Here is a 17,238-nt window from a genome sequence, read left to right as displayed (position 1 = left end):
CTGGCTCAATCGTGCAATCCCGGCTTGGACCATGCCGGGGTGGCGATTTTCCCCTGAAACGAGTAATGGCACGCCATGACAGCGCCTGCGGCATGCGGGCGATAATGGCGCCAAGGCTCGACCGCCGCCCTATGACGGCGAGCGGATCTGAAAGGGATAAAAATGACGATAGCGAAGGAAACGGCCGAACTTCTGGCGAAACTGGGTGTGGCCAAGGACGCGCTGACCGGCGGCGACCTCGTCGTGCGCAGCCCGGTGACGGGTGAACAGATCGCGGCGCTGAAGACGATTTCGCCGGCCGATGCGGCCAAGACCATCGATGCCGCGCACACGGCGTTCCAGGCCTGGCGGATGGTGCCGGGTCCCCGGCGCGGCGAACTGGTGCGGCTGCTCGGCGAGGAGTTGCGCGCGCACAAAACCGAGCTTGGCCGGCTGGTGTCGATCGAGGTCGGCAAGATCCCGTCGGAAGGCCTCGGCGAAGTCCAGGAAATGATCGACATCTGCGATTTCGCCGTCGGCCTTTCCCGCCAGCTCTACGGTCTGACCATCGCCACCGAGCGTCCGGGACATCGCATGATGGAGACCTGGCATCCGCTCGGCGTCGTCGGCGTCATTTCGGCCTTCAACTTCCCGGTCGCGGTGTGGTCGTGGAACGCGGCGCTGGCGCTGGTCTGCGGCGATGCCGTGGTGTGGAAGCCCTCGGAAAAGACGCCGCTGACGGCGCTCGCCTGCGAGGCGATTTTTGCCGGCGCGGTCAAGCGCTTCGGCGCGGATGCGCCGCAGGGCCTGGCACCGGTGCTGATTGGCGACCGCTCCGTCGGCGAGATCCTGGTCGACCACCCGAAGGTGGCGCTGGTTTCGGCCACCGGCTCGACCCGCATGGGCCGGGATGTCGGCCCGCGTCTGGCCAAGCGCTTTGCCCGCGCCGTGCTCGAACTCGGCGGCAACAATGCCGGCATCGTCTGCCCGACCGCCGATCTCGACATGGCGCTGCGCGCCATCGCCTTTGGCGCCATGGGCACCGCCGGCCAGCGCTGCACGACGCTGCGGCGCCTGTTCGTGCATGACAGCGTCTATGACGCGCTGCTGCCGCGGCTGAAGAAGGCCTATGAGAGCGTCTCGGTCGGCAATCCGCTGGAGACGTCTTCGCTCGTCGGGCCGCTGATCGACAAGGCGGCCTTCGACGCCATGCAGAAGGCGCTCAAGGAAGCCACCGCTCACGGTGGCAAGCTGACCGGCGGTTCGCGGGTCGAGAATGGCCATCCCGATGCCTATTACGTGCATCCGGCGCTGGTCGAAATGCCGAAGCAGGTGGCTCCCGTCACCGAAGAAACCTTCGCGCCGATCCTCTACGTGATGAAATATTCCGATTTCGATGCCGTGCTCGACGAGCACAATGCGGTCGGCGCCGGACTGTCGTCGTCGATCTTCACCCGCGACCTGCAGGAATCCGAGCGCTTCCTCGGCGTCGATGGTTCGGATTGCGGCATCGCCAACGTCAACATCGGCACGTCGGGCGCCGAGATCGGCGGCGCGTTCGGCGGCGAGAAGGAAACCGGCGGCGGGCGCGAGAGCGGCTCCGATGCCTGGAAGGCCTATATGCGCCGCGCCACCAACACGGTGAACTATTCCAAGGCGCTGCCGCTGGCGCAGGGCGTGTCATTCGACATCGATTGAGATGCTGCGCCCGGCTTTTGACCAGTTGATCCACCCGAACCCGTCGGGCGGATCGCTGCCGCTCGCGCGGATCGTTCCGCTTTCAGGCTTCGCCCCCGCTGTCCAGATGTCCGTATCCCGACGGCGGAAAGGCCACCTCGGCCATGCGCCCGGACGGGTCCTCGCGGTCGACACGATCGGCTGCGCAACAGCGTCTGCGCCGAACGTTCAGCCAGCGTGCGGCGACGCCGGTCGGCAGGCTTCGAACGCGGCATCGATGACGGCAAGTTTGGCGGCCTGCACGGTCATGTATTCCTGGTAGAAGCTGTTCGAGACCCACATTACGGAATGCCCGCGCCGGCCCAGCCAGCCGACGCTGCCGAGCTTTTCGGCGTCGCGCAATTTGCGCGCAAGATGGGTGCGCGAGAGTTTTAGCCAACTGGCGAATTCGCCGATCGAAACCACGCTGGTCGGGATCCGGTCGAGGGCGGCATTGTCGGGATCGATGCCGGACATCAGCCAATCCATGACGATGCCGCCATTGTTGAGCCAGATGAACAGCGAAAACGTCTGCTTGGGCTCACGCACAGGGTTGGAGGAGAGCAGGCCTTCCGCCACCATCGGCTGCAGCCTGGCAATCATGCCGTGCTGCTCGAGAAACGCGGCGAGGCGGTTGCCGCTGTCGAGACCGTCGAGCGTGCGCAGATGCGCAACCACCCAGCCATCGAATTCCTTCAGCGTCGCTGCCGTCACCTGAAAGGGATGGGCTCGTCCATCACCGGTGTGCGGCAGGTATTCGATGATGTGATAGTGCAGCATCTCCTTGATGAAGGCTTCAGCCGTGTTGCGGCTGGCGACGGAATAGTGAAGCACTGCATCGATGAAGCGGGCCAGTGTCAGTTCCGTGCGGGGATCGCGCGGGTCGCGGGCGAAATGCAGGGCTAGGCCGGTGTGAGCCAGCAGCCAGCGCTGTTGCGTGGCGAATACGGCGGCCAAGCGTGGGCTCGTTTCATAGATATGCAGCAGCGCCTTCGACTGCGCCTCGACATGACGGTGCAGCGCCGGATGGCCGGCAATATATTCGAAATTCAGCGCCATCCTCCTCGTCCTCCGGCCAGCCCCCCGGCAGCGAAGACGTGCAATCACATTTCCAGCCTTAGCCGCCCGCGTCCAGCCATGCCAACCCGGACAAAAGGCCTAGAGCGATCAACCGTTCCACAGACACGTTGAAACCCCCGTCATCTCTTGATTTCGAGGCAAATTGCTTGAGAAGCGCCGCGCGCTTCTGCAGAGAAAACCGTGTCACACTTTTTTGGAAACGCTCTGGTCCGTTCGCGCCTAGGGCGTGTCGGAAAACGCTAAGCCATTGCAACCGTTGAAAAACCTACCGCAATAATAGTCAGCCCGGCAGCCTGCGGTTGAATTTGCCTCAAGATCGCCAGCACGTTGCGCGGTCCGTTTGTATCCAGGGCGGTTCGCCACGTTGGAGCGCCTGGGCTATCGTTCCGGCTATTACGGCCGCACGCCCTGGAAGGGCTCGGCCTCAAAATTGTTTTCCACACACGCAACGCGAGGTGATGGAGAGCCATCGTGTCCTAGCCACGGGAGACCACATCGTGGCAAACTTCTTGTTAACCACATGCTCGGTGAAATTATCGGATTAACCTCAGATGCCACTATCGAGGTTATGTTCCGTACCTTAGCGTTCAATATGAGTTCAAGGGATGTGTGGATTCGGGGGTTATTTCGGGTCAATCCGGGATGCGGAAGCTTTGCTCACGCACATGGTAGCCGCAATTGCCCATCGTGGGCCGGATGAGCAAGGGAAATTCGTAGCACCCGATGCCGGGCTCGGGCATGCGCGGCTGTCGGTGATCGGCATCGGAGACGGCCAGCAACCGATGTCCGACGAGGCCGGCAATTTGACGATTGCGTTCAACGGCGAGATTTTCAACTACATAGAACTGCGCGAAGGGCTGATCGCCAAGGGCCGACACTTTCGGACGTCGAGCGACACAGAGGTCATCCTTCAGCTCTATGAGGAGATGGGCGAACACTGCTTGTCTCTCCTGAACGGTGATTTCGCCTTGGCGATATGGGACAATCGGCAGCGACGAATGGTGCTTGCACGAGACCGGATGGGTGTCCGGCCGCTCTTCTACACAAGTAAGGACGGGGTGCTTTACTTTGCCTCGGAGATCAAAGCTCTGTTGACGGTCCCGGGCGTCTCCGCTGAAATTGATCCGATTGCGCTGGATCAGATCTTTACGCTGTGGGCGCCGATCGCTCCGCGCACGGCGTTCCGCAATATCCACGAGTTGGAACCGGCAAGTGTGATGATCGCGACGCAGGGGCAGGTCACGGTCAGACGGTACTGGCACCTGGACTATCCGCATCGTGATGAGCCGTCGAAGATCACGAACGAGGACCACGCGGCAGAGGAATTGCAAGCCCTTCTGACCGATGCGGTGAGGCTTCGCATGCGGGCCGACGTGCCGGTCGGTTCCTATCTTTCCGGAGGGCTCGATTCGTCGCTCGTTTCGGCGCTTGCCGCCGGCATGACTCCTCGGAGACTGGAGACATTTTCCGTAACCTTCGACAGCGCCGAGCATGACGAAAGCGCCTTTCAGACCGAAATGGCCTCGGCGCTCGGCACGCGCCACCACGCCATAGAATGCGGCACCCGCGATATCGCCAGCGTCTTTCCTGAGGTCATCCGCTTTGCCGAGCGGCCGATCATCCGCACGGCGCCAGCGCCACTCTACAAATTGTCCGCCCTGGTTCGCCAGGCCGGCCTGAAGGTGGTGCTGACGGGTGAAGGCGCCGACGAGGTCTTCGCCGGTTACGACGTCTTCAAGGAGGCGCGTGTCCGCCGGTTCTGCGGGCGGCAGCCCACATCGCGCATAAGGCCGCAGCTGTTCCGCCGGCTTTACCCGTATCTGCCGGGCCTGCAACAGCAATCGGTGGAGTATCTGGCTGCCTTCTTCGGCACCAGCAACGCTGCCCTCGACGATCCGCTGTTCTCGCATCGGCCACGCTTCAAGACCACGGCGGCGGCGAAAATCTTCTTTTCCGGCGACCTGCGCGCGACGTTGAAGGGTTATGACGCAGCTGAAGAGCTGACCAGCCGCCTGCCCGAGGCGTTTTCCCTATGGCATCCGCTGCATCAGGCGCAATATCTCGAAACCCGCTTCCTCCTGCCCGGCTACATCCTCTCCAGCCAAGGCGATCGGATGGCCATGGCGCACGGCATCGAAGGGCGGTTTCCTTTCCTGGATCATCGCGTGGTAGAGTTCGCGGCAAGACTTCCGCCGGAGATGAAACTGAAAGGCTTGATGGAGAAGCACATATTGCGCAAGGTGGCCAGGCACCACCTTCCGGCGGCAATCGGCAAACGCACCAAGCAACCTTACCGCGCCCCGGAAGCCCGCTCCTTCGTCGGGGCGGAGGAACTAGACTATGTTCGTGACTGCCTGGGCGAGGCGAGCATTACCGCCGGCGGCCTGTTCAACGCCAAGGCGGTGGCCAAGCTCCACGAGAAATGCCGCATGGAGACCGCGACCGGATTTCGCGACAACGCCGCCTTCGTCGGCATTCTGTCGACGCAGCTGTGGCAGAAGAATTTCGCCGGCCAAGCGGTCGGCGCGGTAAGAGCGGCCTGAGACGGCGAGGAAAAGGAAAGACATGATGACGGCAATCAAGGACAGGGTCAGAAGCTTTATCGTCGACAACTTCCTGTTCGGCGACACCTCCCACAAACTGTCGGATTCAGCCTCGCTGATTGAGAACGACATTATCGACTCGACTGCGGTGCTTGAGCTGGTGGCCTTCATCGAGGACAATTTCGGCATCGCGATGGTGGATGCCGACATCGTTCCGGCCAACCTGGACTCGCTTGACCGCATCTCGTCCTTCATCGAGGCGAGAGCACAAACACTGGCAGCGTAAGCGCCAACGGCGAGGAACGTCCAGTGCGGATCGAGCATTTTCTGGTGGCGAAGGCTGCTGCCCACCCGGCCAAGACGGCATTGGTCACCAGGGGCAAAAAGCTGAGCTACGAAGAACTCGACGACCTTTCGAGCCGGCTGGCCACCGCTCTCTTCATGAATGGGATCAGGCGCGACGACCGCGTCCTGATCTTCATGGACAATTGCTGGGAGGCCGCCGTATCGATCTTTGCCGCACTCAAGGCAGGTGCGACCTTCAGTCCGATCAACCCCTCCACAAAGGCCGACAAGCTCGGTTACATCATCGCCGATTGCGACGCCAGGGCGGTCCTGACGCAGGCGAAGCTGATGCCCGTGGTCACCGAAGCCTGCGCATCGCAAGGCAAGACCGGCATCTTCGTGGCTTCCACTCCTGGGGCCGATGGGCAATGCCCGGCAGGGGCCGCGTCCCTGACTGACTGCCTGACGTTCGATGGCGCGGAGGTAGACCATCGCGGCATCGACGTCGACCTTGCGATGCTGATCTACACGTCAGGTTCGACCGGCCGGCCCAAGGGTGTGATGATGACGCATCGCAATTGCGACGCTGCCGCGGGGTCGATCGCCACCTATCTGCGCAACGCGCCGGACGACATCATACTGAACGTCCTCCCGCTTGCCTTCGACTATGGCCTCTACCAGTTGCTGATTGCAGTCAGGCTCGGGGCCACGCTGGTGCTCGAGAAGTCCTTCGCCTTCCCGCACGAGATCTTCGAACGCATCCGCAAAGAGGGCGTCACCGGCCTTCCGCTGGTGCCTACCATGGCGGCGATGATCCTGCAGATGCGTGATCTGGCGCCGGGTTTCCTGCCCAGCCTCCGCTATATTTCCAACACCGCGGCCGCCTTGCCGCCAGCCCACATAGAACGCCTGCGCTCGCTGCTGCCCGGCGTCCGGATCTATTCGATGTATGGGCTGACCGAATGCAAGCGCTGCACCTATTTGCCACCCGAGGAACTTGACCGCCGGCCAGGGTCGGTCGGCATAGCTATCCCCAACACGGAAGCCTTTGTCGTCGACGACCTTGGACAACGCGTGCCGGCGGGCGTGGCGGGTGAGCTCGTCATCCGCGGTCCGCACGTGATGCAGGGCTATTGGCGCAACAAGGCCGCGACGGAACGAGCGCTCCGGCCGGGGCCTAACCCTTGGGAAAAGGTGCTCTATACGGGCGACCTGTTCCAGACCGACGAGGACGGCTTTCTCTATTTTGTCGGGCGTAAGGACGACATCATCAAGACGCGTGGCGAGAAGGTCGCCCCCAAGGAGGTGGAGGCCGTGCTCCACGCCCATCCAGGTATCGCGGAAGCGGTGGTCGTCGGCGTGCCGGATCCGGTGCTGGGGCATGCGATCGGCGCGCTCGTCGTGCGGTCCGATCCGGCGCTTGGCGGAAAGGACATCATTCGTCACTGCGCGCGCCACCTGGAGGATTTCATGGTCCCCAAAATCATAGAGTTCCGGAGCGAATTACCGAAGACGGAGTCGGGCAAGGTCAGCCGCCGGCTCGCGGCTGAGATGATGGAGGCCGAGCAATGAACATCGGCTCAACCCAGGATGCGCCGGCCTTCACGCAAGCCCTGGCCATCGATCCCGCCGCCGAAACGGACAGGATCGTGGCGGCCGTGCGCGAGCAGTTGCGCGGCATTCGCAAGCGCGGCCTCGTGCTCGGTCTTTCGGGCGGTATAGATTCCAGCGTTTCGGCTGCATTGGCCGCGCGGGCCGTCGGCCACCAGAATGTGCTGTGCGTCCTCATGCCGGAAAGCGATTCCGACCCCGAAAGCCTGCGGCTCGGCCATCTGGTCGCCGACACTTTCGGCGTCGAGGCCGTTGTGGAGGATATCGGGCCGACCCTGCGGGCAATGGGCTGCTATGAACGCCGCGACGCCTTCATCCGCGAAATGGTCCCGGACTATGGCAAGGGCTGGGCCTCAAAGATCGTGATCGCGAACGTGCTCGAAGGCGAGGGCTACAACATCTCCTCGCTGGTGGTGCAGGACCCGCAAGGCAAGCAGACGAAACTGCGGATGCCGGTGGCGGTCTATCTCGGCATCGTTGCCGCCACCAACATGAAGCAGCGCACCCGCAAGCAGCTCGAATATTATCATGCCGACCGGCTGAACTTCGCCGTGCTCGGCACACCGAACCGGCTGGAATACGACCAGGGGTTCTTCGTCAAGAACGGCGACGGCGCCGCCGACGTCAAGCCGATCGCGCATCTCTACAAGACGCAGGTCTATGCGCTAGCCGCCTATCTCGGCATTCCGGAAGAGGTCCGCAACCGGCCGCCGACCACCGACACCTACTCGCTGGCGCAGACGCAGGAAGAATTCTACTTTTCCCTGCCTTACGATCGGATGGATCTGTGTCTCTATGGCCTCAACAACGGCGTGTCCGCCGAGGTGGTAGGGCAAGCGGCGGGATTGACCGCCTCACAGATCGAACGCGTCTGGGCCGACATCGCCGCCAAGCGAAAGGCAACGCGCTATCTGCACCTGCGCCCGCAGCTCGTTGGCGGCGTGGACGAAGTCGGCTCCTGACCTGATGCATATCGAGCAAAAGTGATCCGGTTCTGCGATACGACATGCATCAAAGAAAAACTTAGAGCGCCTCGCATGAACCCGATTTCATGCGAGGCGCTCTAAGCTCTTGTTTTTACGCGATTCGGACGGAAAACCGCGCACCCTTTCCTGGAATTGCTCTAGGCGGAACGCTTCAGGTGAAGCGGCCGCCGATCAACTGGCTCCACTGCTCGCCCGCAAGCCCGTTCAGAAAGACCTGCGCGTTCTTCATGGCATCGAGAAGCTCGGGATCGCGTGAATGCACGACGGTCGAGGCGACCGGTATGAAGGCTATGCGTCTTACAAGCATGGCCTCCAGAAGCGCGGGCTGGACGCGGCCGCGCAAGCCGGAGACACCGCGCCGGGCGGCATGCTCGACCAGGCAATCGATCACCGGCCCGGCCTGGCCGGGAAGAGCGAGGACCTGCAGCACGCGGCCGATCCCGTCCGGTCGCGCGTAATAGGCGAAAGCGCCGACATTGGCGCCGTTCGGCGATGCCACCGACACGCAGACAAGCTCTCCGAAATCCGGCTTTTGCGCCGCATCGCCCAGAATATGGTTGAGCTGACCTTCCGCCCACTGCGGACGTAGCGGAAACTGGGCGCAAAGCGGCTCCAGCAGCCCCGCAAAGCTGCCGCTGTCGATCTCGGAGGTCCGAAATGCCCCCCGGCTCGATGCGTTGGCGACGACGCCGGTCCAGCGTCGTTGACCGCCCTCCATTTTGCGAAGGTAGAGCCGGTCGACCATCCGGGCGAGCGGGTTGAACATCCAGGCAAGCTTCATGTGATTGGCAAAAAGGCTGAGCATGAAGGTCGCCGGCCGCATCACGCGAACCCAGTCAAGACTGTATTGCGGCAGCACTACGCCGCGAAGCCGCGTCCACAGTTTCACGGACGTATCATTGGCGGTTTCGCTGAAGGAGATGTCCTGCGGACCATCGAGGAAGGCCTTCAACAGGCGGGCACCGGCCATCGGATCGGTCTCGTGATCCTCGACCATCAGCGAGCTGCAGATGGCAGCGTAGAGCTGCCGGCCGTTGAATTTCATTGGCAGCGCATGAACGCCGACGAAGCCGGAAACCTGGCCGGCGTCATTGACATGGACAAGCGAACGGAGCCCGCTGCCCCAGTCGGGTGCGTCCAGATAAAACCGCCTCATGTAATCGACGAGGGAGGCCGGCGCTGGCCCCCGCTTCTTGCGCAGCATGCGTTGAAACATGCCCGCGACGGCCGCAAGGTCGGCCTGATCGAGGGCGCGGACGACGCTCACGCCGGGCTCCCGGTTCCGGGAACCCGGCCACCATGTTTGCGCGCCATGGCGACACGGGGCTGGCCGTCGGCCGTCACGGCAAAGGTTGGGGTTTCGTAGGATTTCGTTCTCGATAAAAGGGTTGCTATCTGCCGATCTTGACCTTCGCCGAACTCAAACAGCAGCCATCCGCCTGGCTTGAGGAAAGCTGCGGCATCCCGGACCAGCCTTTGGAGGATCGAAATACCGTAAGGGCCGCCGTCGAAAGCTTCCCGAGGTTCGTTCTCCAACAGATGCGCGCTTTCGCTATCGAGACGGGATGAGGAAATATAGGGCGGGTTGCACACAACCATGTCGGCAGCGCCGTGGAGGCCGTCACCCTCGATCGCGGCAAATAGGTCGCCTTGCCGGACCTTGATCCTGTCCTGCAGGGCGAGGCGCACAACATTGCGGCGGGCAAGCGAAACCGTGCTGTCGGTCAGGTCCGCCGCCCATGCCCGAGCCCGAGGACATTCGCTGACGATGCCCACGGCAAGATTGCCGCTGCCGCAGCACATGTCGATCAGGATCGTTTCGTGCGCCTGTTCGCCAAGAATGGCCGCGGCCGTTCGGCCAAGCAGTTCCGTTTCGGCTCGCGGCACCAGGACGTCAGGCGCGAGTTCCAGCTCAACCCGCATGAAGCGGTGCAATCGCAGCCAATTGCGATCGTTTGCACGGCCGGCAGGAAGGCTGTGATGCTGCGGCAAGGAAAATCCCTATCCTGAGGATAAAACGCGGGTTCCCTGTTGTTACCAACTCCGGGTAAATTGATGTTAAAGATCATGATTGGATTGGGAGTAACCGGCCTATGTTGGCGGCGTCCTGTCCCATCAATGGCGAATTCCTGTGCCGCCGCAAGCCGATCCATGCGCTAATTCAGAGCAACGCCTCGTACCGGTCTCCGATCTTTTCAATTTCGAAATCCGCCGCCCTGCTTTTCAGGATCGCGGCGGTTGTCGGCTGGTCGAGCATTCTGGCCATCGCCACTGCCAGGGCCCCGGCATCGCCGACCGGCACCAGGGCGCCGACGCGGCCGTCATCAAGTATTTCGCGCGGGCCGTGCGGCGCGTCCGTGGAGACCACCGGAATCCCCGCTGCCATGGCCTCGACCAGAACATTGCCGAAGCCCTCGCTGGTCGATGATAGGACGAACAAGTTAGCTACGGCGTAGCAGGCCGCCGGATCATTGACATAGCCCGCAAACAGAACGTCTGCGCCGATACCGGATTCTTCGGCATAGGCGCGCAGCTCGTCGGCCAGCGGACCCTCGCCGAAGATGACAAGCCGGGCCCGGCGGCCGGCGCGCAGCACAGCGAAGGCCCGCAGCAACGTCCAATGATCCTTAACCGGCACCAGGCGTCCGGCGGTGATGATGACGGGGCCGTCGCCCATCGCCGCGAGCTCTGCCTGCCAGGCGTAGGAGCGTTGCTGGGATGCCGCAGCCGGCGGCAGCGGGTTGTTGATGACCACGACCTTGGATTTCGGGAAGCCTCGGGCCACAAGATCGCCGCCGACACCCTCAGAAACCGCGATGGCCCTGGTGGCGCGGGCCGCAACCAGGGCCGAAAGCCAGACCGCCATTTTCGCGCCAAGGCTGCCGGAAGGCAATGAGGCGGCGGCGTGGAAACTCGGGAAGAACCGCGCCCTGCTTCGCGCGAGGGAAAGCGCCAGCGCCACGACCAGATTGGCGAATTCCGGGGCGCTGTAGATCGCGTCGGGAGAAAGGCGGCCAAGCAGGCCCGCGCTTCGCACGATGCCTTTCAATGTCGCCCACTTGCCATAACCCTCGCCGCGAATGGGGAGGCCGAAATCGACCAGATGCACGGCAGGCGAAAGCAGGGCGGCATTGGGCCCCTGCGCGTTCCAGGTAAAAAGCGTGACGTTGTGGCCGCGCGATGCCAGCTCGTTCGCAATCAGGACGAACACACGCTCGGCGCCGCCGCCCCTGAGGCTGGCAATGTGAAAGACAATCCGCTTCGCCATTTCAGGCGCGGCTGGCAATGACATCCGGGCGGTTCGGCGGAAGCCGCATGTCGCGCACGATACCCAGGGTAATGGCGAGCAACATGCCGAGGATCATGCCGCCAATGGCCCCCAGGCCGATCATCACGACGGTGCGCGGGGGCCATGAACGGCCCTTTGGCGGCACTGCGGTGGAAATCACCTGCACATTGGTGCTGTCGATCTGTTCGCGCTCGGTTATCTGGCGTGCCCGCGACAGGAAGCTCTCATAGATAGCCGTCTTCGACGCGGCGTCACGTTCAAGCTCACGCAAGGCGACCTCGGAATCGCTATCCGAGAACACGTTGCCCTTCAAGTCATTCATCTTGGCATTGAGGGAGGCCGACGAGGTTTTGGCGGCATCGAGATTGACCTTCGCCAAGCGCAGGGTGCGCGCGTATTCGGCGCTGAGTTGCGCGCTGACCGTGTTGTACTCCGTCTTAAGCCTGACGATCGACGGATGACGGGGGCCAAAGGTCATCGACTGCGAATCGATCTGCTGGCGCAGGCCGTTGGCCGTTGCGCGCAGCGCCACAAGCGCCTCCGACGTGGCGGGACCGGAATTGGTGCCGTTTGCGCCGGCGGCAAGCAGGGCGTCGTAACTTGCCTGCGCGGCGATGACGCGCGATTGCGTCTCCACGATCTGGCCGTTGAGCTGGGTCATGGTTTGCGAGGAAACAAGCTGCCCATTGCTGGTGGCCAGATTGTGGCTGCGCCTATAGGCCTCGACCTTCTCTTCGGCCGCCTGCACATCGCTCTTGAGCTGGCCCAGCCGCCCGTCCAGCGCGGCCGCGGCACGGCTGGCGCCGGAAGCCTCGGCGCTGGCCAGCTCTTCCTGGAAAGTCTTGACGATATCCTGCGAAATCAGGATCGCCTTAGCGGGGGTTTCCGCCGATACCATCAAGGTCGTGACAAACGACTTTTCATCCGCGATGCTGCTAACCCGTTCCGCCAGGTTCTTCAGGGCGGTAAGCTTTGGGTCGGGTTTGGCGCCGTCCGTCCCTGTGCGGCTTCGGTCCGCGTCGAAGAACTCCGGGTCACTGGCCAGGTCAAGATCGTCTACAACACGTGAAAGCACGCTGCCCGAGGTCAAGATGCGCTCTTTGCTGCGCGCGCTGAGCAGCTGTCCATCGACCTGGGCCGATTGCGGGTAAAGATCATTCGGAACAACCTGAAGATTGGCGGGATTGATGAGGATGTCCGTGGTCACGGTGTAGCGCTGCTTGCTCAGCAGAGCGTAGGCACCGCCGATGATCCCGCCGGCTATTGCCAGCAGGCATACCAGAGCGAGGCCGGCGCGCAGCCAGACAAACAGACGCCCGAAATCGAGTTCGAGAAAGGTTCCGATCTTGTTGAGCGTCACCGTCGTGACGGGCTCGGCTACAGGCGGCGCCACGGGTGCAGGCGACACAGGGGCCGACGTTACAGGGGCCGACGTTACAGGGGCCGACGTTACAGCGGGTGCCGCCGCATGTGCCATGATCGGCGCGGTTTGTTGCGGCTTTGGCCTGCTGGCGCGCCGCGCATTTTCGATCCGTTCATAGGGGCTAATGCCGGCGGCGGCCGCGGCTGGAGGAGGACCGGAAGCGGCGGACATCATGCTAACCCTTTAATATTCAATACGCACAGCCTGCTTTACGGAAACATCGTTAACATTTCATTTTCCAGGCGTGTCAGGCGCGTTCCGGAACAGCGATCTATCCACCCTTGGTCGGTATTCTGCCACGCCCGTCGTAGCCTGGCAAAGCGTGCAGGCGTTTCAAATGGAAATACAAGAGGTCGTCGCGAGGGCACCCGCAAGGAGCGGGCTTGGCGTCATGTCGCTGTTGATGCTGGTTGGCCTTGAAGGGGCGTGCCGGTTTGGCGCCCATCCGGCTTTCGATAAGCGAGCAACAAGATGACGAGCAGCATGATATCCGGCGCCTTCGAAGAAAGGGCATTGTTTGACAATGCCGCGAGAATGGACGCGGCCGCTGCGATATGGGCGGCCCGAGGCGTATTGCGCAGGAGCTTGAAAAGGAACCGGAAGAAAGCAAAGGCGAAGAGCAGGGCGATCGGCAGGCCGAACAAAAGCGTAAGAACGACCGGCGTGCTTTCGATGAAGGGGAGGTTGAGCTTTTCGTTGACGATCTTCAACAACTCGTTGGGATTCATGCCAAGCAGGATGTCCCTCCATTCAACAAACTTGAATACATCGTAGATCTTGACGCGCGCGTCGTAATTTTGATCAAAGAGCGTGTTGCTGAAGCGGTTCAGTAGCCCCGCCGAAAAGAGTATCGCAATCATTATGGCGCCACCGGCCAGCGTCAGCATCAGCACCAGGAGTTTGGCCTGGCGTTGATGTCTGGGTGACAAGTCCGGCCAAGGCAGGAACACGAGCAGGAACAGGATCTCGCCGCAAGCGAGCAGCAGGGCGGTGCGCGCGCCCGAAGCGGCCGTGCCGATGAAGATAATGAAGATGCAAAGCGCGCACACCCAGATACGCCACCGCGTCAATGCAACGAAACCTATGGCGGTGGTGCAAAGCGCGCCCAGCGCCAGCGGATGGGCCGACAGTCCGATCGGCCGAAAGTCCAGCTCAACGAGGGGATAGGGCAGGAATCGATGCTGGGTGACGGCCTCGATCGTTCCGATGATGGCGCTGAGGACGATCATGCCGACGATGACATTGCCAAGCGCCCTGCGCACATGGTCACCCAGGGCAAGCATGATCATCGCCGCGGCACAAGAGACCAGATAGGAATCGATTATGAAGCCGGCCGAGCCGGCACGGCCTATCACGAAGAGATAAGGCACCAGCCACAACAGCAGCAGCGAATATAACAATGTCGCCTTGAACAGCCTGACTTCATCGCCTTCGAGCCGAATTGGCCGGGTCGTGGCGATGACGACAAGCAGCAGAAAGATCGCATAGGTCCCGATATGCAGCTTTTCGGGAAACGACCCCCCTCCGTCGAATAGGACATCACCATATTCATCAACTGCGGAGAGATGGTCGAGCGGAGCAGGAAAGCGAAGGCCGCGAGGAGAAAGAACAGGAGTGTGAGGGCGTCTTGGCGGCTGGCCTGCGCGGTCACGAACTGTTGCTCTGTGGGGGTGACACTCACGATTATCCGACCAGCGTTGCGGCTTGCGATTGAGATGGCAGGGGACGCACGCGCCCCCGGGTACATTTTCCTGGACGAACGTAAAGGAATATGGATAACCCGATCTTAACAGTGGCGATGCCGGGCATGGGTCGCCACATGTCAGCTTTGCCGAAAAGCCGGACACCGCTCATTGAAATCTCACCAAAGTGCGCCGCGTGGGAACGAATGCACGCAATGCACTTGCGTGACATGCATCGGCAGCCGGATTTACGCTATTTCGTGAACTCGGTAACCCACACTTAATTGGCCGGTCGTATTGATGGCGATGCTTTGCACGGCGCCCGACGCGCTGCCTGTGGACGGCACAATGGCATCAGGCGCCGGCAAAGCGCAGGAGATCAAGGTGAAGAAATTCTATTCGATTCAGTATCTTCGCGCCTGCGCCGCCTTGCTGGTTCTGTTCGCACACGCCTTTTCCTATCAGATTGGCGTGGACAATCTGATTATTGTGACGGCGGGCCGCCTGGGCGTCGTTCTGTTCTTTGTCATCAGCGGTTTCATAATGGTCCATATTACGGGAGATGGTCCGTTTTCCGCTGCCACCTTCCTGAAACGCCGAGCAATCCGGATCATCCCCCTTTACTGGCTTTTCACCAGCCTCGCCGCGGTTCTGGCGGCGCTCGCGCCAAGTCTCTTCCAGAAGACCGTCTTTACATGGCCCCACTATCTTCAGTCGCTCCTCTTCATTGTTCACGAAGCGCCTGGACGGGATAGCGCCAGTCCAATCCTCTCACTCGGCTGGACGCTCAATTACGAGGTATTTTTCTATATCGCTTTTGCGGTGTTCGCATTCCTGTCCGTGACCTCGCGCGTATTTGTGCTGACGGTCTTTTTCATTGCGATGTGGATAGCCGGGCTGTGGCTGGCTCCCACCAACCCTGTTATCCAGTTCTATCTCAACCCTTCTCCGGTGGCATTCGTAATCGGCATGTGGATAGGGCGGCGCTATTTGGACGGTGATTTCACTTCCGACATACGCCATGCCTGGATATTCGGCGTAATGACCGCTGCAGGCGTGGTGCTTTCATTCGTCGATGACGGTACGCCGCTCTTGGGTCAGATCAGCTTCGCGGGACAAGCAATGTGGGCGGCGGGCCTGCTTCATCTCAGCCTCATTCTGGAGCCGAAACTCAAGCACTGGAGCCTTCTCGAGCAGTTGGGCGACGCTTCCTACGCGCTTTATCTGTCGCATATCTTCGTGATCGGCGCTGTGGCGTACCTGGCCAGACGCACCGTCGGATACGAGCATCCGACAACGGTATTGTTGGTGTCGGTGGTCAGCATCGTGGCAGCCTGCCTCGTCAGTCTGGTGATTTACGAGATGATCGAGAAGCCGATTCTTCAGACCCTGAACGGCAGAAGGAAGACGAGAAACACACCGCTTCCTCATATTGCCACGGAGAACAAATAAGCAGGCCACGCAACGGGACGCTCACGGCTTTCAGCGCTTCAGTCAGCCCGCGCTGTCCACGACCTCGACATTGCCGGCGCGGTTAAGCGTATGAATGCCCGTGCGTGCCCATGCCGGACCCGCGCCGATCGGCCGGGGCGAGGCAAAACGGACATCGGACGCGTCGAGTCGCTCAAGCCGCATCAGCCCCAGACCACCGCCATAGGCCCTCGATCCGTTCTGCACCGGCAGCACCAGGGCATCGTCGTGGTGGATAAAGGCGCCGCCCGGCCGGGTGGCCGAATGATCGACGGCAATGGGATTGAGCGGATGGGCGACCCATGGCCCGCGCAGCGAGGGTGCGCAATAGACCGCCATCGTGTCCGACGCGCTGCCGTAGCCGAACCGCTCCGTTCCAACCAGCCAGAAGCGACCGTCGGATTCGAGCAGCGTCGCGTCGTTGAAATCCCTGTCCGCCATCAGCACCGTGTCGCGGACCCAGCGGTCGGGAAACTGCGCGGCGCGATAGAGCACAAGTTCGCGAGCCGAACCACTTTCGGGGATCATGAAAATCTCGCCATCGTGTGCGAACACCTGCGGATACGACAGGTGGTGCGCTTCCTCCAATACAACCCTTGGAACACCGAAAGTGCCATCGTCACCGAGCTCGGCGACGGAAATCACGCCGCGACTCGTCGCGTAGGGAAATTCCTCGACAAACAGATGATGGCGGCGGTCGACCTCGAAGACGAACGGGTCGGCATAGAAGCGTTGGCCATCGTCCGGCAGGACTGTGAACGGTTTGCCGTCGAGTTGCCCGGTTTCGGCGATGCCTGGTCCGTCGATCACCCGATAGGCGACCTGCCAATAGAAGGGGCGTCGTCCCCGCCTGATTTTTTGCACGGCGCGATCGATCAAAGCCCTGCCAAAAAAGGGCACATAGTGTCGAACAAAACTGTCGTTCTTCAGGATCGGCACCGGGTTGTCGCTTACCGGCACAAGCTTGCCCGCAAAGAAGCGGGCTACGGTTTGCATGATCAGCGACATGGCGCCGGCGAGCAGGTCGTTGCAGCTTCGAGATAGCCAGAGCCTGTCTGCCAGCATCGGTCTAGCCTGGGCCACGACAACGCCATCGAGGCGAGCGCCAAGTTCAGGCAATTGTCCGCTCGCCAACATTGCGGCAACGCCGGCTGGAAAGCTGTTGCGACCGCAA

Annotated in this window: 13 protein-coding genes; 6 read left to right on the top strand and 7 right to left on the bottom strand. The window is 61.7% G+C overall.

Annotation, left to right across the window (positions count from 1 at the left end; translation table 11 throughout):
• The first annotated feature begins 162 nt into the window (after positions 1–162).
• On the top strand, positions 163–1,677 hold the full coding sequence (gene amaB / locus NLY37_RS16645) for an L-piperidine-6-carboxylate dehydrogenase (protein WP_023671784.1): 1,515 nt from the start codon (positions 163–165) through the stop codon (positions 1,675–1,677).
• Positions 1,678–1,884: 207 nt separating this feature from the next.
• Here the strand turns inward: amaB and NLY37_RS16640 are convergent, their stop codons facing one another.
• Complete coding sequence (locus NLY37_RS16640; RefSeq protein ID WP_023683449.1) at positions 1,885–2,754, bottom strand: hypothetical protein; 870 nt, start codon at positions 2,752–2,754, stop codon at positions 1,885–1,887.
• A gap of 626 nt (positions 2,755–3,380) precedes the next feature.
• Between NLY37_RS16640 and asnB the strand changes: the two genes are divergently transcribed.
• The 4 genes from asnB to nadE are packed head-to-tail and all read left to right on the top strand — an operon-like array spanning position 3,381 to position 8,176.
• Positions 3,381–5,318: an asparagine synthase (glutamine-hydrolyzing) gene (gene asnB, locus NLY37_RS16635; RefSeq protein ID WP_023741012.1), complete on the top strand. Its 1,938-nt coding sequence runs from the start codon at positions 3,381–3,383 to the stop codon at positions 5,316–5,318.
• Positions 5,319–5,340: 22 nt separating this feature from the next.
• A complete protein-coding gene (locus NLY37_RS16630; RefSeq protein WP_023741013.1) occupies positions 5,341–5,604 on the top strand; it encodes an acyl carrier protein in 264 nt (87 codons plus the stop codon).
• A 23-nt stretch (positions 5,605–5,627) separates the two neighbouring features.
• Positions 5,628–7,175 (top strand): class I adenylate-forming enzyme family protein, encoded by a 1,548-nt coding sequence (locus NLY37_RS16625; protein WP_023741014.1) that lies wholly within the window; start codon positions 5,628–5,630, stop codon positions 7,173–7,175.
• Complete coding sequence (gene nadE / locus NLY37_RS16620) at positions 7,172–8,176, top strand: NAD(+) synthase (RefSeq protein WP_023741015.1); 1,005 nt, start codon at positions 7,172–7,174, stop codon at positions 8,174–8,176. Before NLY37_RS16625 ends, nadE begins: the two co-directional genes overlap by 4 nt.
• A gap of 175 nt (positions 8,177–8,351) precedes the next feature.
• Here nadE and NLY37_RS16615 read toward each other — a convergent pair whose 3' ends face one another.
• From NLY37_RS16615 to NLY37_RS16595, 5 genes are all read right to left on the bottom strand, one after another.
• Positions 8,352–9,467 (bottom strand): hypothetical protein, encoded by a 1,116-nt coding sequence (locus NLY37_RS16615; RefSeq protein WP_023733411.1) that lies wholly within the window; start codon positions 9,465–9,467, stop codon positions 8,352–8,354.
• The gene (locus tag NLY37_RS16610; RefSeq protein ID WP_023741016.1) at positions 9,464–10,192 is read right to left on the bottom strand and encodes a N5-glutamine methyltransferase family protein; all 729 of its coding nucleotides are present in this window, start codon (positions 10,190–10,192) and stop codon (positions 9,464–9,466) included. Before NLY37_RS16610 ends, NLY37_RS16615 begins: the two co-directional genes overlap by 4 nt.
• A 169-nt stretch (positions 10,193–10,361) precedes the next feature.
• Positions 10,362–11,468 carry a glycosyltransferase gene (locus NLY37_RS16605; protein WP_023741017.1) on the bottom strand — a complete coding sequence of 369 codons (1,107 nt, stop codon included), beginning with the start codon at positions 11,466–11,468 and terminating at the stop codon, positions 10,362–10,364.
• A gap of 1 nt (position 11,469) precedes the next feature.
• Positions 11,470–13,083, bottom strand: coding sequence for a GumC family protein (locus NLY37_RS16600; RefSeq protein ID WP_031197769.1), 1,614 nt, complete (start codon positions 13,081–13,083; stop codon positions 11,470–11,472).
• 218 nt (positions 13,084–13,301) lie between these two features.
• Complete coding sequence (locus tag NLY37_RS16595; RefSeq protein ID WP_286440086.1) at positions 13,302–14,759, bottom strand: VpsF family polysaccharide biosynthesis protein; 1,458 nt, start codon at positions 14,757–14,759, stop codon at positions 13,302–13,304.
• Between the two features lie 183 nt (positions 14,760–14,942).
• Between NLY37_RS16595 and NLY37_RS16590 the strand changes: the two genes are divergently transcribed.
• On the top strand, positions 14,943–16,046 hold the full coding sequence (locus tag NLY37_RS16590) for an acyltransferase family protein (RefSeq protein ID WP_196813675.1): 1,104 nt from the start codon (positions 14,943–14,945) through the stop codon (positions 16,044–16,046).
• A 42-nt stretch (positions 16,047–16,088) separates the two neighbouring features.
• Here NLY37_RS16590 and NLY37_RS16585 read toward each other — a convergent pair whose 3' ends face one another.
• Complete coding sequence (locus NLY37_RS16585; RefSeq protein ID WP_023741019.1) at positions 16,089–17,129, bottom strand: glucosamine inositolphosphorylceramide transferase family protein; 1,041 nt, start codon at positions 17,127–17,129, stop codon at positions 16,089–16,091.
• Positions 17,130–17,238: the final 109 nt, after the last annotated feature.

Origin of the sequence: Mesorhizobium sp. C395A (assembly GCF_030323205.1) — a bacterium.
Taxonomy (GTDB): domain Bacteria; phylum Pseudomonadota; class Alphaproteobacteria; order Rhizobiales; family Rhizobiaceae; genus Mesorhizobium.
Note: the sequence above shows the minus strand (reverse complement) of the source record. Positions and strands in the feature narration are given on the sequence as shown.